This is a genomic window from Paenibacillus lacisediminis (assembly GCF_046567315.2).
The window spans coordinates 189,287-207,544 of the sequence record NZ_JBKIAX020000006.1 but is presented as its reverse complement, the minus strand read 5'-3'; the positions used below and the strand labels follow the sequence as shown (position 1 = coordinate 207,544).

Annotated in this window: 16 protein-coding genes; 15 read left to right on the top strand and 1 reads right to left on the bottom strand. The window is 55.0% G+C overall.

The genetic code is table 11. From position 1 onward, the window contains the following. Window positions 1-8: 8 nt before the first annotated feature. Entirely contained in the window at window positions 9-923 is a 915-nt protein-coding gene (locus ACLD72_RS13940) for a proline dehydrogenase family protein (protein WP_410995531.1), read from the bottom strand. A gap of 257 nt (window positions 924-1,180) precedes the next feature. Here ACLD72_RS13940 and ACLD72_RS13935 point away from each other — a divergent pair, with 257 nt between their 5' ends. The 15 genes from ACLD72_RS13935 (at window position 1,181) to ACLD72_RS13865 (ending at window position 18,186) form a co-directional block, all read left to right on the top strand. Next, a complete protein-coding gene (locus ACLD72_RS13935; protein WP_410995532.1) occupies window positions 1,181-3,067 on the top strand; it encodes a sigma-54 interaction domain-containing protein in 1,887 nt (628 codons plus the stop codon). An 863-nt stretch (window positions 3,068-3,930) separates the two neighbouring features. Continuing rightward, the gene (locus ACLD72_RS13930; RefSeq protein ID WP_410995680.1) at window positions 3,931-5,352 is read left to right on the top strand and encodes a hypothetical protein; all 1,422 of its coding nucleotides are present in this window, start codon (window positions 3,931-3,933) and stop codon (window positions 5,350-5,352) included. A gap of 105 nt (window positions 5,353-5,457) precedes the next feature. After that, window positions 5,458-5,595: a hypothetical protein gene (locus tag ACLD72_RS13925; protein WP_410995533.1), complete on the top strand. Its 138-nt coding sequence runs from the start codon at window positions 5,458-5,460 to the stop codon at window positions 5,593-5,595. A 665-nt stretch (window positions 5,596-6,260) separates the two neighbouring features. Then, window positions 6,261-7,721 carry an RCC1 domain-containing protein gene (locus ACLD72_RS13920; RefSeq protein WP_410995534.1) on the top strand — a complete coding sequence of 487 codons (1,461 nt, stop codon included), beginning with the start codon at window positions 6,261-6,263 and terminating at the stop codon, window positions 7,719-7,721. Window positions 7,722-7,892: 171 nt separating this feature from the next. After that, window positions 7,893-8,096 carry a hypothetical protein gene (locus ACLD72_RS13915; protein ID WP_458475817.1) on the top strand — a complete coding sequence of 68 codons (204 nt, stop codon included), beginning with the start codon at window positions 7,893-7,895 and terminating at the stop codon, window positions 8,094-8,096. Between the two features lie 64 nt (window positions 8,097-8,160). Next, window positions 8,161-8,901 (top strand): hypothetical protein, encoded by a 741-nt coding sequence (locus ACLD72_RS13910; protein ID WP_410995681.1) that lies wholly within the window; start codon window positions 8,161-8,163, stop codon window positions 8,899-8,901. Window positions 8,902-8,933: 32 nt separating this feature from the next. Then, entirely contained in the window at window positions 8,934-10,166 is a 1,233-nt protein-coding gene (locus tag ACLD72_RS13905) for a glutathionylspermidine synthase family protein (RefSeq protein WP_410995682.1), read from the top strand. 1 nt (window position 10,167) lies between these two features. Then, the gene (locus tag ACLD72_RS13900; protein WP_410995535.1) at window positions 10,168-10,812 is read left to right on the top strand and encodes a signal peptide protein; all 645 of its coding nucleotides are present in this window, start codon (window positions 10,168-10,170) and stop codon (window positions 10,810-10,812) included. After that, window positions 10,809-11,201, top strand: coding sequence for a DUF350 domain-containing protein (locus tag ACLD72_RS13895; RefSeq protein WP_410995536.1), 393 nt, complete (start codon window positions 10,809-10,811; stop codon window positions 11,199-11,201). The genes ACLD72_RS13900 and ACLD72_RS13895 overlap by 4 nt, the downstream gene beginning before the upstream one ends. A gap of 232 nt (window positions 11,202-11,433) precedes the next feature. Continuing rightward, a complete protein-coding gene (locus tag ACLD72_RS13890; RefSeq protein WP_410995537.1) occupies window positions 11,434-12,813 on the top strand; it encodes an ABC transporter substrate-binding protein in 1,380 nt (459 codons plus the stop codon). A 74-nt stretch (window positions 12,814-12,887) separates the two neighbouring features. Continuing rightward, entirely contained in the window at window positions 12,888-13,730 is an 843-nt protein-coding gene (locus ACLD72_RS13885) for a carbohydrate ABC transporter permease (protein WP_251596502.1), read from the top strand. Then, complete coding sequence (locus tag ACLD72_RS13880) at window positions 13,730-14,563, top strand: carbohydrate ABC transporter permease (protein ID WP_251596504.1); 834 nt, start codon at window positions 13,730-13,732, stop codon at window positions 14,561-14,563. Before ACLD72_RS13885 ends, ACLD72_RS13880 begins: the two co-directional genes overlap by 1 nt. Window positions 14,564-14,726: 163 nt before the next feature. Further along, window positions 14,727-15,758, top strand: a complete 1,032-nt coding sequence (locus ACLD72_RS13875) for a LacI family DNA-binding transcriptional regulator (RefSeq protein WP_251596506.1) — start codon at window positions 14,727-14,729, stop codon at window positions 15,756-15,758. Between the two features lie 801 nt (window positions 15,759-16,559). After that, the gene (locus ACLD72_RS13870; RefSeq protein ID WP_410995539.1) at window positions 16,560-17,264 is read left to right on the top strand and encodes an N-acetylmannosamine-6-phosphate 2-epimerase; all 705 of its coding nucleotides are present in this window, start codon (window positions 16,560-16,562) and stop codon (window positions 17,262-17,264) included. Continuing rightward, window positions 17,251-18,186: an N-acetylglucosamine kinase gene (locus tag ACLD72_RS13865; RefSeq protein WP_410995540.1), complete on the top strand. Its 936-nt coding sequence runs from the start codon at window positions 17,251-17,253 to the stop codon at window positions 18,184-18,186. The genes ACLD72_RS13870 and ACLD72_RS13865 overlap by 14 nt, the downstream gene beginning before the upstream one ends. Window positions 18,187-18,258 lie beyond the last annotated feature (72 nt).

Genomic DNA, 18,258 nt, shown 5'->3' with positions numbered 1-18,258 from the left:
CAAGGGGATTATTTAAAAAGATTCTTCAAAACAAACCAGACATTGGCCGGGCGCTCGGCGAGACGGCGCATGAAATAGCCGAACCAATCTTGGCCGAAAGGGACGTAGATGCGCACTTTGTAGCCTTCGCGGGTGAGCTGCAGTTGAAGTTCCTCGCGAATGCCGTACAGCATTTGGAACTCGAAGCGGTTAAACGGAATTTTCTGTTGTTTTACGAGTTGTATGGTGAAGTCGATAATTTGCGGGTCATGTGTTGCTATAGCGGTATAGTTGCCGTTCTTGAGGTGAGTGGAGATGAGGCGTTTGAAATTTTCGTCGACGTCCGGCTTGTTCGGATAAGCCACTTCGGGCGGTTCTTTGTAAGCCCCTTTAACGAGGCGCAGGTTGGGCTTCAGTTCTTTGAGGTCTGCGAGATCCTGCACGGAGCGGTACAAATAAGCCTGGATGACGATGCCGACATGGCCGAATTCCCGGCGGAGCCGTCTGTAGATGGCGATCGTTTTTTCGCACTGCGCGTAATCCTCCATGTCGATGCGGACAAACAAACCATGCATGCGGGCGCACTCCAGGATAGCCGTCATGTTGCGTATGCACAGCTCCTCACTGATGCCGAGGCCAAGCGAAGTCAGCTTCAGCGACAGATTCGCCCGGACTCCTGAGGCTGCGATCGCGTCGAGCGTCCTCAGGCACATCTCGGTGGAGCGGCGGGCTTCCGCTTCGTTCGAAACGAATTCGCCCAGGTGATCGAGCGTCGCTTCCCGCCTGGAGCCGTTCAGTTTGCGCACGGTTTCGATCGCCTGCTCAAGCGTTTCCCCGGCGACGAACCGGCTAGCCCCGAAACGGAGGCCGTATCGGCGGGCCAGTTTGCTCACGGACCGGTTTTGGGCCAAGGCCAAAAACACCGTTCTCATTAACGCATCCATGGCATCCATCCTTTTCCATATGTCGTTGTACACAGAATATACAATATTTTAAATAAATGAACAATATGTGTCCGAAAAATAAACAAAATTTTATTATGGAGATCGTGGTTTTGTTCAAAAATGAACAGTTTAAGCCTCCGATTTCTGCGTCTCTTCCCCCTTGCACGTCAATCTAATTTCGTTAAACGAGTATTGAAACGCCGCTTTTTTCATGTTAGATTTACAAATAAATTGTGTCGACGTGTGAGGTAATCGCTATGTTCAATGTTGAACGGGAGTGGCTGATCCGCCGGGATTACGTAGAACTGAAGCCGGAGGAAAAAATTTCTGCGCTGCTGGCGGCGCTGCGGCAGGGCCGGGTGGCCGTTACGGCGGCGGGGGACGGGGGAGTGTGCTTGTTTGCGCCCCGCGACGCCAGCTTGCTCGAGGGGGTGACGGGCCGCATCGGCGAGTATTTGGCTGAGCATGGCGCGGCTTTTGCGGCTGATGTTATTGGTGAGGAGGCGTTGAGCGGTCCGGTGCATGAACTGATCGCCAAGCTGCCTGAAACGGGCAGCCGGGCGGTTATCGTCGTCGCGGACGAGGAAGGGCGGCCGACCGGGTACTGTCCGTTTGGCGAGATGTTGTTGGCGGCGGGGGAGGCTGGGCGGCAAACCTTGGCTTATTTCCGGACGCTGCTGGAGACGGTCAGCGATGCCGTAACGGTCGTGGACCGGAACGGGACCGTGGTCGGCTGGAACCAGGTCGCCGAAGAAGTGTACGGGATTGCCAAGGAGGACATCGTCGGGCGGACGATCGGGGAGCATTTCGATCCGGAGGCACTGGTCGTGCTGAAGATTCTGGACGAAGGCCGGCGGCTTCAGGGGGCGTATCATCGCCCGCGGCCGGACACTCACGTCCTGATCAACGCTTCGCCGATCATGGCGGAGGGTGGCGGCGAAATCATCGGCGGGGTGGCGACCGAGCAGGACATCACGCATCTCGTCAAGCTGAACGACGAGCTGGGGGCCGCGCAATCGCGCCTGCTGAGCCACAAAATGAGCGACCGGGACCCGTTTGCGCTGCTGCACGCCCGCGGCGAAAGCATGGGCAAAGTGGTCAAAATCGCCAAAAAGATCGCCGAAACCGATTCGCCTGTACTGTTCGTCGGCGAGACCGGCGCGGGCAAGGAGCAATTGGCGAAAGTGATCCACCGGGCCAGCCGCCGGAGCGGGGGGCCGTTTCTGTCGATCAATTGCGGCGCCATTCCCGTCGGGCTGGCCGAGGCGGAACTGTTCGGCTATCAGGGAGGCGCTTTTTCCGGAAAGCCGTCTGGGCAGGCCGGCAAACTGGAGGCGGCCGACGGGGGTTCGCTGTTTTTGAACGAAATCGACCGCCTCTCACCGGATGTCCAGGATAAGCTGTGCCGGTTCGTGAAAAACCGTGCGGTTGCGCGGATCGGTGGCGGCGAGGAAATCGCCGTGTCCACGCGGATTTTCGCGGCCACTGCGCAGGATCTGGAGCGGCTGGTGCGGGAAGGGAAGTTCCGGTCGGACCTGTATTACGCCTTGAACGTCGTTTCGCTGCAGGTGCCGCCGCTCAGGGAACGCAAAGAGGATCTGTCCACCTTGATCCAGACGTATTTGCGCACCTTTTCGCTGCAATATCAAAAGCCGGTCCCGGTGGTGGCCCCGGAAGTGATGCTGGCCTTTATGAATTATGACTGGCCGGGCAACCAGACCGAACTGCGGGCGGTGATGGAGCGCTGCGTCATTTTAAGCGAAAATGACCGGATTACGCTTGAGCACTTGCCCGAGGCGCTGCAGCAGCGGCAGGCTCAGTTGGAGCTTGACGGCGAGGGGGGTGGCGGGGAGGCTCGCTTCGCTTCCGGCCGGGTCATGGGGGCTAGCTCCGCTTCCAACCGGGTCGTGGAGGCTCACTCGACTTCCAGTCAGGCCGGACGACAAGGAATGGAGAAGTCGGGAGGATCAGGCTTAGAGCCTTCGGCCAGAATGCTGAAGCCCCGGATTACGCCCGAAGAAGAAATCGAGCTGATGAAGGAGGCACTGGAGCGCGCTGCCGGGAACAAAAGCAATGCCGCCAAGCTGCTCGGCATCTCCCGCGGAACCTTGTACAAAAAAATCAGGGACTACAATTTGGTTTAGATTGAAACAGCTGGTTTTTCAGAAACAGCTTGGTTTAGTCGAAACTAGTTTTTTGTGGAAGTAGCTGCAAGTACAAGCAACTACAAGTACAATCAACTACAAGTACAAGCAACCCCATTTGGAAGCAATCGCATGTGGACCAAATGCAAAAGTGCATCTCATTTCCCGCGAATGCCCCCTTTGAGACGATTCGCCTGCAAAAGTGCAGTTTGTTTGGGGACGTTTCAGAAATTTTTGATGTTTTTGGCGGAATTGAAATGCACTTTTGCATCTCGTTGGCCCATTTCGGGAGGTTGTGACAAAATCCGCATGCACTTTTGCATTTCGTGGAATTCTGCACCTCGCAGAGGGCGCTACTTTATAAGATAATGCTACTTTATAAGATAATGCTACTTTATAAGATGATGCTACATCGCAAGATAATGCTCCTTTTCAGGATATGGCAATTTCGCAGTATGTTACTACCTCGCAGGACGTTACTACCTCGCAGGACGTTATTACTTCACGGGACATTTGACATTCACTAGACTTCACACTTCACTAGAATTCACATTTTGCTGGAAATCACTCCCCTTATCAACTTGCTGTCTTAACTCTTTCACCCCACTAACTACTGTTACCTCATTATCTACTTACCTTAACTAGCAACTATTACCTCACGTTACCTCATTGCCGCCTTTCTGCAACCCCATTCCTATCTCACTCCTGCTGCATTCCTACTTCACTTTTACCTCACTGCCATCTTACTTCGACGCCAAACTTCGACACAAACGAACATCAGTAATCGCCATGGATCGAACTTTTGCTTGGGCTCCTGCATAGCATATAGCACAATATGCTTGGAAAAGGGGCGTGACACCATGATAGGAATAGAACTGTCGGCGATCCATTACGTGTATCTGGCCTTCATCGTGTTCATTTTGGCGCTGATGATCAAGCGGCGGGATACGACGATGATTTGTGTGGCCGGCATATTTGCGCTGGGGCTGCTTGTGACGGGAACGCTCAGCGGTTCGATTTCGGGCATTTTCAATTCGTTTATCTACGCCACTAAAGAGTTGATGAGTACGATCATGATCATTTCGATCATCGTGGCGATGAGCCGGGTGCTGATGCGAACCGGTATTAACGAAACGATGGTGGCGCCGCTGACGCGTTTTTTGCGCACGCCTTCGATGGCATATTGGGGCATCGGCCTCATTATGATGGTAACTTCCTTTTTCTTCTGGCCGTCTCCGGCGGTCGCCTTGATCGGGGCTGTCCTGCTTCCGGTGGCGCTCCGCGTCGGGCTGCCGGCACTTGGCGCGGCCGTCGCGATGAATTTGTTTGGACATGGCATCGCCCTGTCCGGCGACTATATTATTCAAGGCGCGCCGAAATTGACGGCGGATGCCGCCGGGCTCCCGGTCGGCAGCGTCATGACGGCGAGCGTGCCGCTGGTGATCGTAATGGGCCTGGTGAGCACCGTTACGGCTTTTTGGATGATGCGCCGGGATATGCAAAGCGGGGCCTGGAGAGACGGGCTGGCCGCGGCCAAAACCGGCGCGGGCGGCGTGCTGGGGGATGAACATGCACCCGGCAAAGAGGAGCCGGCCGCGCTTCACCCCAAAGCACGCCAATGGCTCGCCATCCTGATTCCTCTGCTGTTCGCCGCCGACGTGGTGGCGATGCTCCTGCTCCACCTTCAAGGCGGCGATGCGACGGCGCTTGTGGGCGGGACGGCGGTGCTGATTTTGATCGCGGTGACGCTGCTGGCTCACCAAAGCCGCGGCCTGGAGAAGGTCACGTCCTACCTGATCGACGGGCTTGTCTTCGGCTTTAAGGTGTTCGGTCCGGTTATTCCGATCGCCGCCTTTTTTTACCTCGGCGATGCCGCGTTTGCGGAACTGTTCGGCCAGGTGCTGCCCGAAACATCGCACGGCATCGTCAATGACCTTGGCGCGGCCCTGGCCGGCGTTGTGCCGCTTAACGGCATCGTCGGCGCGATTACGCTGGCCGTCACCGGAGCGATCACCGGCCTGGACGGCTCCGGCTTCTCGGGCATTTCGCTGGCCGGCTCGATCGCGGGGCTGTTCGGCACCGCCATCGGCTCGGGAACGGCGACGCTGACCGCGCTCGGCCAGGTGGCCGCCATCTGGGTCGGCGGTGGCACGCTGATCCCGTGGGCGCTCATCCCGGCTGCGGCGATTTGCGGCGTCAGCCCGTTCGAGCTTGCGCGGCGCAACCTGAAGCCGGTGCTGATCGGACTCGCCGTAACGACGGTGGTGGCGATGTTTTTGATATAGCTAACGAGCGGTTCTCCCGGTTCTCCCGGTTCTCGTTCGTGTTGCACGACGACTGGTCGGACCGTACCGGTTGTGTCGGTTGGGAAAGACGGGAGAACGCCGGAGATGCCTACATCGATGTTGATAAAATCAAACTCAGGTTTATTTTGGGATCAGGAAGGCGATTTTCATAAAATATCGGGCATGGTAGAGGGCGATGCGCATGTAGAGAGGGGAAGAGAAGAGGAATCTGTGGGGGGCTAAGGGACACCAGAGCCGTTATTTGAGACAAAACGGAGGATTGCAAAATGTAAACGGACACAGATGCCCTTATTTACCTCAAATCGGCCTGGATAAACTGGTTTAGAGCGAAATAAGGCCGCCTGTGTCCGTTAGGCTGGGAAATACCCGGGAAATGGGCGGATAAGTTCGCTGGTGTCCGTTAGAGCAGCGCCCCAAAGTCTAGGAAAAGCCTCCAATCGCTCCAACGTTGAAGTCAGAGCCATTAAAGGACGCCGTCAGGCGTTTTTCTTAAAATTGTGCTTAAAGCTACTGGACGGGGTGACGAAGCTGATCGGGATTCTGACCGGAATTAACACGTTACTTACCGCCCGTAAGCAGGCCCAAGACAAGAAAAACCACCGGGATTAGGTTGGCGCCCATCCGGTGGTTTTTCTGTCCATTTGATTGAAAATCTCGCCGTGGTTGCCCATCGGTCCTTGTCTGCCGCGATCCAGCATCGCGGTATTTTTCATTTTGCGTATGTTCTAAACACATTATACCCACAAGCAGGGGTTACGTAAAAGCTTGATCAACCGCCTCTATGATTTCTGCCTCCGTCAGTTTGTTTGTCAAACATCTCGCATGCAACTTTTACCCGGGAGCGAGTGTTTAATATAAATAGAGCTTTCAAGGAGGCGTAATTAACAATGGTAATAAAACAAAAAAGCAAAACCGCGGTTATTGCATTTCTCACGAGTCTAATTATAGGTTTGCCGCTTGCGGTGGCACCATCGGTCCATGCGGCGGAGGCCTTCCCGGAGGAAGCCAAGCTGCTGTCGGGAGTCACGCAGATTGAAGCCGGCTCGAGAAGCGCTTATGCCACCACGGAAGATGGGACGGTTTGGGCTTGGGGCGGCGGTTACACTTCGCTGGGGAACGGTTCGAAGCTGCCGGCCTATACGCCGGTCAAGGTACATATCGATCAGGTGAAGCAGGTTTCCAGCGGCTATCGGCATACGCTCTTTCTGCATGACGACGGTACGGTGTCGGCGGTAGGGGGCAATGAGCACGGCCAGCTTGGCACCGGCGCCAAATCGCAGGAGCTTGCCATGGAGCCGGTGCAAGTCGCCGATTTAAAGGATATCGTCTCCGTTTCCGCCGGAGATGGCTTCAGTCTTGCCCTTGATAAGGACGGCGCGGTATGGGCTTGGGGAAACAACGAGCAGGGGCAGCTTGGAAACGGTTTGCGGACCAGTGCCTTAAAGCCGATTAAGGTTGAGGGGATTCCGCAGGCGGTGGCCGTCGAGGCCGGGACTTACGTTTCCCTGGCGATCGACAGCGATGGTCAAATATGGGTATGGGGGCTGAAGCGGAATGCCGAGACAGAGGAGATTCGCAAACCGGCCAAACTTCAGGGAAGCGGGAAGTTTAAAGCTGCGGCGGTCGATTTTGAAGACGGTGTCGCTTTGGATACCGATGGCGGCGTATGGACCTGGAAGAATTATTTCTGGATCGATGAAGCGGACAACACGTTAGCTCCTTCGCGAATTCCCGGATTGACGGACGTTGTGTCGGTTACGAGAGATGCGGCGGTAAAAGCGGACGGAACAGTATGGACATGGACAAGGGACGGCGACGGGAAAATTAAAGCAACGCAAGTGAAAGGGATTTCCGGTGCGGTCTCCATTACGGGAGACGTTCGGAATCATTATGTGCTTCTGAAGGACAGCCATGTGATAGCTTGGGGATCCAACGAGTGGGGCCAGACAGGGCTGGGGCTCAGGGACACCGAAATCACTACCCCTCAGCTGGTGAAAAAATCGATCAAAGTTGTTCTAAACGGCACTGAAACGGAGCTGGCCATGCCCCCTTTGCTCATTAACGGCCGGGCCTATGTGCCGCTGCGCGGCGTTTTCGAACAGGCGGGCGTTACCCCGAAATGGGATGTCTCGACCAGATCGGTCATTGCGGAGAAGGGCGAAACGAAGATCGTTCTGAATTCGGTGTCCGGGTCCGTCACCGTTAACGGGAAGGCTATTGTCTCGGAGCAAAAGCCGGTCTTTGTGGGGAACGATAGCGTATATGTGCCGCTGCGTTTGATCGGGGAAACATTGGGAGCCAAAGTCGAATGGTTGGCGGAAGACTATACCGTGCGGATTACTTTCTAAGCGCCTGTAAGCATCTGTGGAATCTAATATGTTTTTGCCGTCCCTTATCCTTGGGTTTTCCTGATCTTTCATGAAACTGGAGAGGCTCCATTACGTATCATTAGATAGTATGTTAAAGAGCTAGTTCAAAAAGTCATCTATACAGAAAGGGTGAGTCGATTGGACCAAGGCATGAGCGTGAAATTATATGAGAAAATGCCGGATGGGGAGCTGCGGGAGCTGGAAGAGCGCACTTGGAGCGCCAATATGGTCGCTGCGCTTGAGCATGTGAATTATCTTGTTGTCGGCAACCGCGAATATGAGGCGGTGGAAGGCCGTCTGAACGTTGACGAGGGAAAATTGGAGCTTCTGCTCATTCCGATCGCGCACGATTAAAGGATGCTTTCGTAAGGAGGGTTCGGATTTGGCGAAAGAAGAGGAAGCAGTAACGAAAAAGCAAATGCAACCGGCAGAGACCATATCGCCATCGTCGCCACCGGAACAGCCGGCGGGTTCTAAGTTTTTCACTCCGGATGGCAAACCGCTGCGCGTATTGTCCACATCGCTGGGGATCGCCCTGTTGGCTAACGCCTTTTTGATTCCCGCTCCCGGGGTTTCGGCCACCAGCAGCGACTCGTCGGGGGACGGACCGAAGCTGGTCGAATGGTCGACGGATGAAGTGAAACAGTATTTTGACAAAAACGTAGACTGGAGCATTCCGCTTCCGGCGGACGAAGAGCAGCAGGGTGGCGCAGAAGCCGGCAGCGATGCGGGGACGGACGGCGCTTCCGGTTCCTCCGGCGGCACCACCGTCGTCAACCATTACAGCTCAGGGTTCGGCTGGGATGACATGCTGTTGTACCATCTGCTATTCAACAACGGTTCGTTTTATTCGTCGAGCCGCTGGTACGACAACCATCGCGGTTATTACGCGGGCACCAATACGCCTTATGCTCCGCGCACGTATTCCAGCGGAACGTTCCAGAACAAGCAGGTGGCCGGCTCCGTCGTGCGTCCGAAAACCTCGACCTCATCCACCGGGTCGATCGTCAGACGCTCCACCTCATCGCCAGCAGGGGGGATCGGCGGCAAATCGAGCGGACTCGGCTCGTCTTCCAGCACGTCCTCGGGTTCCTCGTCGAGCAAAAGCTCGATTTCCGGCTCCAAGTCCGGCGGCGGCAAAGGGTTTTTCGGCGGATGAACGGCGGGATGACCAACGGGGCGACTGGAGGAATGAACGGCGGAACGTACGATGGAACGAACGACGGAACAAACGGCGGCGTGTTCGAAGTGATCGGCCAGCCCCATCCGGACCGGAGCGAACGGGTGAAGCGGCTGCATGAGCTCGGATTTACGTGGGCGGATATCGAAGAAGAACAATACTGGATCGACCAGATCGTCCTGATGCCTAGGGCCGTCTACGAGGAGCTTGAACAAGCGGCGGCCGCCATCTGGCGCATTTTGGACAAAACCGTTCGTTACGTGCATCGCCGCCGCGATTTGTATGAGCTGATCGGGATTCCACCGATCCTATGGAACATGCTCGATGATCTGCCGCTGCCGGAGCCGGGGCTGATCAGCCGTTACGCGCGGTTTGATTTCGCCGTGGCGAATGACGGCACCATCAAGCTGCTGGAGCTGAACGCCGATACGCCGACGGGTTACGTGGAAGCCGCGATCGCCACGCCGTGGGTGCTGGAGCAGGCCGGATACACTTCGCCCAACGTACGGATGAAAGAGCTGGTTAAGGAAGCTTGGTCGCTCGAACGCCCGGATACCGTGGCTTGCATGGAATACGGCCGCCATCTTGAGGACTCGGGGACGATCGAAGCCCTGGGCAGACACAGCGGGCTGGAGCTTTTTTACGAGGATTGCCTGGAGCTCTGGGTGGATGAAGGTGTTCTGAAAAATAAAGACGGCCGTGCAATTGATCGGATGTTTGCTTTGTATCCCAAAGAGTGGATGGCGGTGGACGATGGGGGCGAAGCCCTAAGTTACGCGATCGAAACCGGCCGGCTAACCTTGTTTAATGGGCCGCACAGCATTTTGCTGCAATCTAAAGGCCTGCTCGCCGCCGCTTGGGGGCTGTATGAGCTGGGCCTGCTGTTCGACGCGGAGGAGCGCGAGGCAATCTCTCGCTACGTCCTGCCGACCTATAATAAACCGGTCTTCTCGGGCAGCTTCGTATCCAAATCGATGTTTGGGCGCGAGGGCGGTTCCGTGCGCATGTTTGACGCGGATGGGCGGCTCGAGCTGGAGGACCGGGAGGGCTTTGACAGCAGCGTGCTGTTCCCTTCGGTATACCAAAAAAGAGCGGAACTGGCGCGCATCGAAACGGCGGAAGGCGAACTTCATTTGTTGACCGGCCTGTTCGTCCTGAACGGAACGCCCTGCGGTTTGCTGGGCCGGGCCGGCGGGCCGATTACCGGCAACGCCAGTCATTTTATTGCGTTGGGAGTGAAATAAAATGCAGCTGCAAAACAGAGCCTGGGTCCGGCGTTTCCTGGCGGCGGTCATCGCCGTTTTGGCCGTGCTGGCGCTAAGCGCCTGCGGTGGGCAAAATAGCGTGTTATCCACGGATACCGGAGGGGCGGAAACGAGTTTAACGACGTCGCGCGTGCCATGGGATTACCGGCTCGTCGAGGGGACGGTTGGCGACTTGGTCGGAAGCGACATGACGATTTTACCCGATAACGATCTGCTGCCGAACGACAATAACTATGCGACGGGCGACAAGATTTGGGTGCTCCAGTTTATGGACGCCGAGCTGACGACCGACGAGAACCAGAAAAACGAGGTGCGTTTGTCCTCCTGGACGACGCTGAAGTCTTACCCCGATCAGGCCGCGGCCGAAAAAGACCTGGCCGAACTCAAAGTATCCGTGACGACGGACGTTGACTTGGTCGGCGTGTACAAAACGGAATACAAGGGGCAGACCCGGAATTTTGCCGTGTTGGAGCTGCCGACCGGCAACCGCATTAAGCAGCCGATCGACGACGCGCGGTATACGGCTTTAAAGCAGGCCAAGACCGCATCGGTCGTGCTGGAGGAAGTGCATGATTTTGCCGATTATGATTTGGCGTATGCGAAATTTCGGGGGTGGGCGAATTGACGGTAGTCATTAATCTTGTCGTGAGCGTGGTCGTCATGATTTTGCTCCAGTTGTTGGGGATGATCATTTTTAATTGGATGACGCCCTATCGCGACCTGGAAGAGCTGAAAAAAGGAAATGTGGCCGTGGCTTTGGCGCTCGGCGGGAAGTTTATGGGCACGGCGATTATTCTTGGGATAGCGGCCTATACGAACACCTCGATTTGGCACATGATGTTATGGTTTGCTGTGGGATACGTGTGCCTGATCGCTTCGTATTGGATTTTTGAATTGGTGACGCCCGGGTTCAAAGTCTCCGATCAGCTCAAGAAGGGCAACGTCGCCGTCGGCACGCTGCTTTGCCTGGTGTTCATCGGCATGGCTTTTGCCGTGAGCAGTTTGATTATTTAATAGGAGCTGGCTTCATTTCAGACAAAACGCCGTCAGGCGTTTTTTTGTTTTTTAGAAAATTAGTTATTGCCGACCTCAAGACAAGTGTGCTACTATTGCGTTGTGACTGAAAACGTTACCGATAAGGATGCCGGAACGGTTTTCGGAATCGTTACCGAGAGCGCATTCACAAATGTGCGGAAGCGTATTCATTCCACTAAAATTTATACAATTCTCTCAAGGGGGAACGAACATGAAGGTCGGAAAACTGTGGAGTCTTGTGCTGGCTTTGACTTTGTTCGCCGGACTGGCGGCAGGCTGCGGCGGCGGAAACGGGCAAGCAAGTGACGGCGGAGGCGGAAATTCAGGGAAAGCTGGAGAAATTTATTTCCTGAACTTTAAGCCGGAGATCGCCGCGATTTACGAGAAAATCGCCAAAGATTACGAGGCGGAAACCGGCGTGAAGGTGAAAGTGGTGACGGCTGCCGCCGGCACTTACGAAACGACGCTGAAATCGGAAATCGCCAAATCCGACGCGCCGACGATTTTCCAAATCAACGGCCCTGTCGGCTATCAGAACTGGAAGGACTATGCCCTGGATCTGAAGGATACGAAGCTGTACAGCTATCTGTCCGACCAAAGCCTGGCCGTTACGAGCGATGGAGGCGTTTACGGGATTCCTTATGTCGTAGAAGGCTACGGGATTATTTACAACAACGCCATTATGCAGAAGTATTTTGCTTTGCCGGACAAGGCCGTTTCGATTGCGTCGATGGATGAAGTGAAAAACTTCGATACGTTGAAAGCGGTTGTAGAGGATATGACAGCGAAAGCGGACAAACTTGGTATCAAGGGCGTATTCTCTTCGACCTCGCTTGCTTCCGGCGAGCAGTGGAGATGGCAGACCCACTTGGCCAACTATCCTTTCTACTATGAGTTCAAAGAGGATACGGCCTTCGACAACCCGATTTTGGCGGGAATGTCCAAAACGGAAGTGGAATTCAAATACAATTCAAACTTCAAAAACCTGTTTGATCTGTACATCAACAACTCGGTAACGAAACCGGCGCTGCTCGGTAGCAAATCGGTCACCGATTCCATGGCCGAGTTCGCGTTGGGCCAATCCGCCATGGTGCAAAACGGCAACTGGGCTTGGGCGCAAATCAACGAAGTCGACGGCAACGTCGTGAAGGCCGAGGACATCAAATTCCTGCCGATCTACACCGGGATGTCCGGGGAAGAAAGCCAAGGCCTGGCCATCGGCACGGAAAACTATTTGGCGATCAACAGCAAAGTGTCGCCCGAGAAGCAGCAGGCTTCGATCGCGTTCCTGGAATGGCTGTTCTCCAGCGACAAAGGCAAGGCGTATGTAACGAACGAGCTTGGCTTCATCGCCCCGTTCAATACGTTTAACGACAATGAAAAACCGGCGGACCCGCTGGCCAAAGAAGTTTCCGACTGGATGAACAAAGACGGCATTACCTCAGTGCCGTGGGCGTTTGCGGCCTTCCCGAGCGAAGCGTTCAAAAACGTATTCGGCGATGCGCTGCTGCAATACGCGCAGGGCAACAAAACGTGGGATGACGTCGTCACGACCGTGAAGGACTCCTGGAAAGCCGAAAGAGCTAAATAGTAATAAGCATTGCAAGGCGGCGGCGCTTCCGGCTGGGTGCGCTGCCGCTTTAATCCGGGTAAGGAGAGAGGCCCATGCAAAAATCGATACAAAAATATTTCGCCCTTTTTGCATTACCGACCATACTGGCTTTTACCGTTATGTTTATCATTCCGTTTCTGCTTGGCATTTATTTGTCGTTTACGGAGTTTACGACAGTGACCGACGCCAAATGGGTCGGCCTTAGCAATTATGTCAAAGCTTTTTCCAATCAGGATTTTCTGAATGCGCTTTGGTTTACGGTCCGGTTTACTCTCGTGGCTGTCATTAGCGTGAACGTGTTCGCATTTCTCCTGGCGCTGCTGCTCACCCGAGGGAAGAAGGGCACCAATCTGTTCCGCACCGTTTTTTTTATGCCGAACCTGATCGGCGGCATCGTCTTGGGCTACATCTGGCAGCTCATTTTGAACGGGATTTTGTACAAGTTTGAAGTTACCTTGACCTCCAGCGCAACGTACGGGTTCTGGGGGCTTGTGATTCTGATGAATTGGCAATTAATCGGGTACATGATGATCATTTATATCGCCGGCATTCAAAACGTGTCCAAAGAAGTGATTGAAGCGGCCAAAATCGACGGATGTACCCGTTTCGGCATATTGAAAAGCGTCACTATCCCGCTGGTGATGCCATCCATCACCATCTGCTTGTTCTTGACGCTGTCGAATTCGTTTAAGCTGTTTGACCAGAACCTTGCTTTGACCGCAGGGGCACCTTCCAAGCAAACCTCGATGCTGGCGCTCGATATTTACAACACTTTCTATGGCAGCGTCGGCTGGGAAGGGGTCGGCCAGGCGAAAGCGGTCGTATTTTTCGTGCTTGTCGCACTGATCGCCCTGGTGCAATTGCTGGCTACGAGAAGCAAGGAGGTTGAAAACTGATGGCAAAAACAAAAGGAAGAGACGTGCTGCAATTTACCGTGCTGCTCGTTCTCGCCGTGCTGTTTTTATCTCCGATTCTGATCGTGCTGATGAACTCCTTCAAGGGCAAGTTTTTTATTAGCGATATTCCGTTTCAGTTTCCGAACGGCCAAACGTTCGTCAACCTGAAGAACTATACGGAGGGTGTGGCCAAAACCGGATTTTTCAACGCGTTTGGCATGTCGTTGTTCATCACCGTGTGCTCGGTGGCCGTGATCGTGCTGCTGACGGCGATGACCGCCTGGTATATCACCCGGGTGAAAACGAGATTTACGAAATTGATGTATTATATTTTTGTGTTTTCTATGATCGTTCCTTTTCAAATGGTGATGTTCACCATGACCAAAACGGCCAATATCTTGCATTTGGATAACCCCGCCGGGATTATCGTTATCTACCTCGGCTTCGGCGCCGGCTTGTCGGTGTTCCTGTTCAGCGGCTTCGTCAAGTCGATCCCGCTGGAAATCGAAGAGGCCGACCTGATCGATGGCTGCAATCCGGTGCAATCGTTTTTCCATATCGTCCTGCCGATTTTGAAGCCGATTGCGATTACCGTCTCGATTCTCAACGTGATGTGGATCTGGAACGACTACCTGCTGCCGATGCTGGTCATCGGGACCGAATACCGGACGATTCCGATCGCGATCCAATATTTGAAGGGCGGTTACGGCTCGATCGATATGGGGGCGATGATGGCGATGCTGGTGCTGGCGATTTTGCCGATCGTCGTATTTTACCTGCTTTGTCAAAAATACATTATCGAAGGCGTCGTTGCTGGCGCCGTGAAGGGGTAATCCGCGCTGGGCAAGGGCAAGGGGGTAACGGGCGTACAGGCTTTTTGGGATTGGGGAATCTGAACCGGCCTTGCGCTACCTCTGCCCTCCCTTGTTTTCTACCAAGTATGTTGCTATATTTTGTAGAGAATAGCGGAAATTACGATGTAAGGGAAGATCGGATATGGCTTCAATGACAATTATCGATATTGCCAGAATTTGCGGAGTTGGCGTAACCACGGTTTCCCGGGCAATCAACAATCATCCTGACATCAGCGAAGAGACGAAAGCGATGATTATGAAGGTGATCAAGGAGAACCACTACGTTCCGAACAACAGCGCCCGAAATCTGAAGCGTTCCGCCTCAAAAACGATAGCCGTTTTGATCAAGGGGATCACCAACCCTTTTTTTAACCGGATGATACAAGTCTTCGAAAAAGAAATTCAGCGCAAAAAATATTCGTTTATCCTGCAGCGGGTCGATGAAAATCAGGATGAGATCGAAGTCGCGATCGAACTGGAGAAGGAAAAGCGGCTGAAGGGCATCGTGTTCCTCGGCGGTTATTTCGCCCATGCCAAGGAAAAGCTGGAGCAACTGACCGTGCCTTATGTGCTCAGTACGATCGGCATGACGCCGGAGTACGATCCGCAGGAATATTCTTCGGTCTCCGTCGACGACTTTAAGGAAAGCTACAAGATGGTCGATTACCTGTGCAAGCTCGGCCACCGGAAGATCGCGATCATTACCGCTCCAATGACGGATGTCAGCATCGGCAAGCTAAGATACGAAGGGTACAAAAAGGCGCTGGAGGACAACGGTCTGGAGCTGAACGAAAACCTGGTGCGCACGATGAAGGAGCATATCCAGAGCTATTCGATGGAAAATGGGTACGTCGTGACCAAAGAGCTGCTGGAGTCGGGGGAAGACTTTACGGCGCTGTTTGCCGTCTCCGACAGTCTGGCCGTCGGCGCCTGCCGGGCAATTTTTGAGAGCGGCAAATCGGTGCCGCAGGACTACTCCGTCGCCGGTTATGACGGCCTTGACATCGCTTATTACTACAATCCGTCGATTACGACCATTCAGCAGCCGGTGGAGGAAATCGCCGAAGAAACGATCAAAATCCTGTTTGATCTGATCAACAAAAAAATGACGCACGCCCACAAAATTTTCCCGGCGGAGCTGCTGATCCGCGAATCCACGATCCCTCCTTCATAACGAAGTAGCGGGTATATATACTGTTAAAGATGACTTCTGAATTATTCAGGGTCATCTTTTTTTGTTTCAGATTATAGAATTTATAACCCAACTTTCGCAGAATGAAGACGAACTTAAAGGCTGGTCGCGCATGGATTTAACAATGCTGGAATGTGGGGCTTGTAGCCGCTAAGTAGAGGGGGGGATCCCACGAAAGGCAAAAGTGCAGGCGGTTTTTGTCGAAACTCCTCAAAACCGCTGGTTCAAAGGTAAAAGTGCAGTTCATTTCCGGCCAAAAGCTGCTTTTTTATCCGATAGCCCCGAAAGAGATGCACTTTTGCATTTCAATCGCTCTGAAGTGGTGATTCATGGAAAATAGAATGCACTTTTGCAGTTGATCCCATTAGGCCGTCCTTCTTCCCATGAAAAACGGTAAACTCGGCTTTCAGCGTCAACTCCACCAGTAGATGATTGGCCTTCCCCAATGACATCAAGGCTTACTTGCTTATTTCGTGCTGAGAAAGTTGAGTTATAAGTTTTCAGCGGAGCGGAACAATCGTAAGAATAACTCCCGCTATACGCGGCCTGGATTCCTTAAGGTGCGTCGATAAACGTTTTTCTTATGCTCTAACGAACCTCTTATTAGCTTACCACGTTATTCCCGATTTATCGCGGGCGGTCCCAGCTATGTCTCCAAAACGCTAAGCATATTTATATCTCAAGCCATGTTCAGGACGGAGGACATCGGCCAGGCGGCCGCTTCGTCGCTTAATGGCTCAGGCCAGCAGCAAAAATTCATATTAAAAATTGAAGGAGATGTCTATGTTGATCGACAGTATGAAACGCGGGCTTATCGTCTCTTGCCAGGCGCATTTCGACCACCCGCTCAACCATGCGCCGATGATCGCTGCGATGGCCAAAAGCGCGGAGCTGGGGGGAGCGGCCGGAATCCGGGCGGACGGTCCGGAGCATATCGCGGAAATCAAAAAGCAGGTCGGCTTGCCGGTCATCGGGATTTATAAAGTTCATCAATATGATCACCGCTTTTTTATTACGCCGACCTTTGAGCATGCGCGGGCGATCGTGAAAGCGGGGGCGGACATCGTCGCGTTGGAAGCGAGCGTGCAGAACCGGCCGGACACCGAGGCGCTGGGAACGCTGATCCGCCGCATTAAGGAGGAGCTCCATACGCCGGTGATGGCCGACGTGTCGATCTTCGAAGAAGGCGAGCGGGCCTGGCGGCTGGGGGCCGATTTTGTCGGCACGACGCTGTCCGGGTATACGGAAGCGAGCGCGGGCCGTGCCCTGCCGGACATCGCGCTGGTCAAGCAGCTGACGGAGGCGGGCATCCGGGCGGTATGCGAGGGGCATGTCGGTGCGCCGGAGCAGGCGCTTGCCGCCATTGAAGCGGGCGCCTATTTCGTCGTGGTCGGCACGGCGATCACCGACCCGATCGCGATCACGCTGCAATTTGCCGGCAAGCTGCAACCCTACCGGGCGGGAAGGGATCGCCATGCTCATCGTTAGCGTTGATGCGGGGCAAACGAAGACAGCGGCCGAGCTGCTGGACGAAACCGGCCGGCTGCTGGAGGAGTGGAGGCTGCCGCCGGTCATCCATTACGCCAAGCCGGGCGGGCTGCACAGCTACTCCCATATCGCCGCCGGGGTTTGCGAGCGGCTGAATGAGCGGGCCGCGGGCGTCGGCGCGGGCGTGAGCGTTGGGCCGCCGGTCAGCATTTGCTTTAGCCTGAGCGGCTACCATGGGGATGCGGCGGCGATCCCGGAAGCGATCGGGCAGGCGATGAGCGGCCGCTGCTTTGAGTTGGCGAGCTTAAAAGTGGTCCCCGATTATTGGGGGAACTGGTATGCCGCCACCCGGGGCGGCCCGGGGCTGGTCATCATATCCGGCGGCGGCACGGTCGCTTACGGGAAAAATGCAGCCGGGCGGGAAGTGCGGCTGGGCGGCTGGGGCCATCAGCTGGGCGATGAGGGCAGCGGCTACTGGATCGGGCTCGCAGCGCTGAAAACGGCGCTGCGCGCACAGGCCGGTCTGGAGCCGCCGACCGGGCTGGCCCGCCCTGTTCTGCGCGCCCTGAAGGGCGAGGAGGAGAGTGTGCTGCTGGCCCGCTGCTATTCCGGCGAGATTACGGACCAGGACCTGGCTCTGCTGGTGCCGCTGGTCAATGAACTCGCCGAGAGGCAGGACCCGGCCGCCTTGCGCATCATGAAGGCAGCGGCCGGGCACCTGTGCGAGCTGGCCGTTGCGGCGCGCCGGCAGCTGGGAGACGTGCCCGTGTACTTGTCCGGCGGCGTGTTTAAAGCTTCCCGGCTCATGAGCGAGCTGGAAGCTGCCCTGAGCGAAGCCGGGCTGGCGGGCTGTACGGAGGTCACTTCCGCCCGTCCGGCTGAAGGCATCTTTTTGCTGGCTCTGGAAGGGCTGGAAGGATAGGAGGGCCCGGCTGGAGCTGAGGGCCGTGATAACGTGAGATCATGGGGAAAACCAACTACTGGAACGACGAAG

Excerpts from the sequence above, each read along its gene's own strand:
- ACLD72_RS13935 (WP_410995532.1), top strand. The coding sequence starts at position 1,181 with ATGTTCAATGTTGAACGGGAGTGGCTGATCCGCCGGGATTACGTAGAA.
- ACLD72_RS13875 (WP_251596506.1), top strand. The coding sequence starts at position 14,727 with ATGGCTTCAATGACAATTATCGATATTGCCAGAATTTGCGGAGTTGGC.
- ACLD72_RS13915 (WP_458475817.1), top strand. The coding sequence starts at position 7,893 with ATGAGCGTGAAATTATATGAGAAAATGCCGGATGGGGAGCTGCGGGAG.
- ACLD72_RS13905 (WP_410995682.1), top strand. The coding sequence starts at position 8,934 with ATGAACGGCGGAACGTACGATGGAACGAACGACGGAACAAACGGCGGC.
- ACLD72_RS13920 (WP_410995534.1), top strand. The coding sequence starts at position 6,261 with ATGGTAATAAAACAAAAAAGCAAAACCGCGGTTATTGCATTTCTCACG.
- ACLD72_RS13870 (WP_410995539.1), top strand. The coding sequence starts at position 16,560 with ATGTTGATCGACAGTATGAAACGCGGGCTTATCGTCTCTTGCCAGGCG.
- ACLD72_RS13900 (WP_410995535.1), top strand. The coding sequence starts at position 10,168 with ATGCAGCTGCAAAACAGAGCCTGGGTCCGGCGTTTCCTGGCGGCGGTC.
- ACLD72_RS13885 (WP_251596502.1), top strand. The coding sequence starts at position 12,888 with ATGCAAAAATCGATACAAAAATATTTCGCCCTTTTTGCATTACCGACC.
- ACLD72_RS13865 (WP_410995540.1), top strand. The coding sequence starts at position 17,251 with ATGCTCATCGTTAGCGTTGATGCGGGGCAAACGAAGACAGCGGCCGAG.
- ACLD72_RS13910 (WP_410995681.1), top strand. The coding sequence starts at position 8,161 with ATGCAACCGGCAGAGACCATATCGCCATCGTCGCCACCGGAACAGCCG.
- ACLD72_RS13880 (WP_251596504.1), top strand. The coding sequence starts at position 13,730 with ATGGCAAAAACAAAAGGAAGAGACGTGCTGCAATTTACCGTGCTGCTC.
- ACLD72_RS13940 (WP_410995531.1), bottom strand. The coding sequence starts at position 923 with ATGGATGCGTTAATGAGAACGGTGTTTTTGGCCTTGGCCCAAAACCGG.
- ACLD72_RS13925 (WP_410995533.1), top strand. The coding sequence starts at position 5,458 with ATGCCTACATCGATGTTGATAAAATCAAACTCAGGTTTATTTTGGGAT.
- ACLD72_RS13890 (WP_410995537.1), top strand. The coding sequence starts at position 11,434 with ATGAAGGTCGGAAAACTGTGGAGTCTTGTGCTGGCTTTGACTTTGTTC.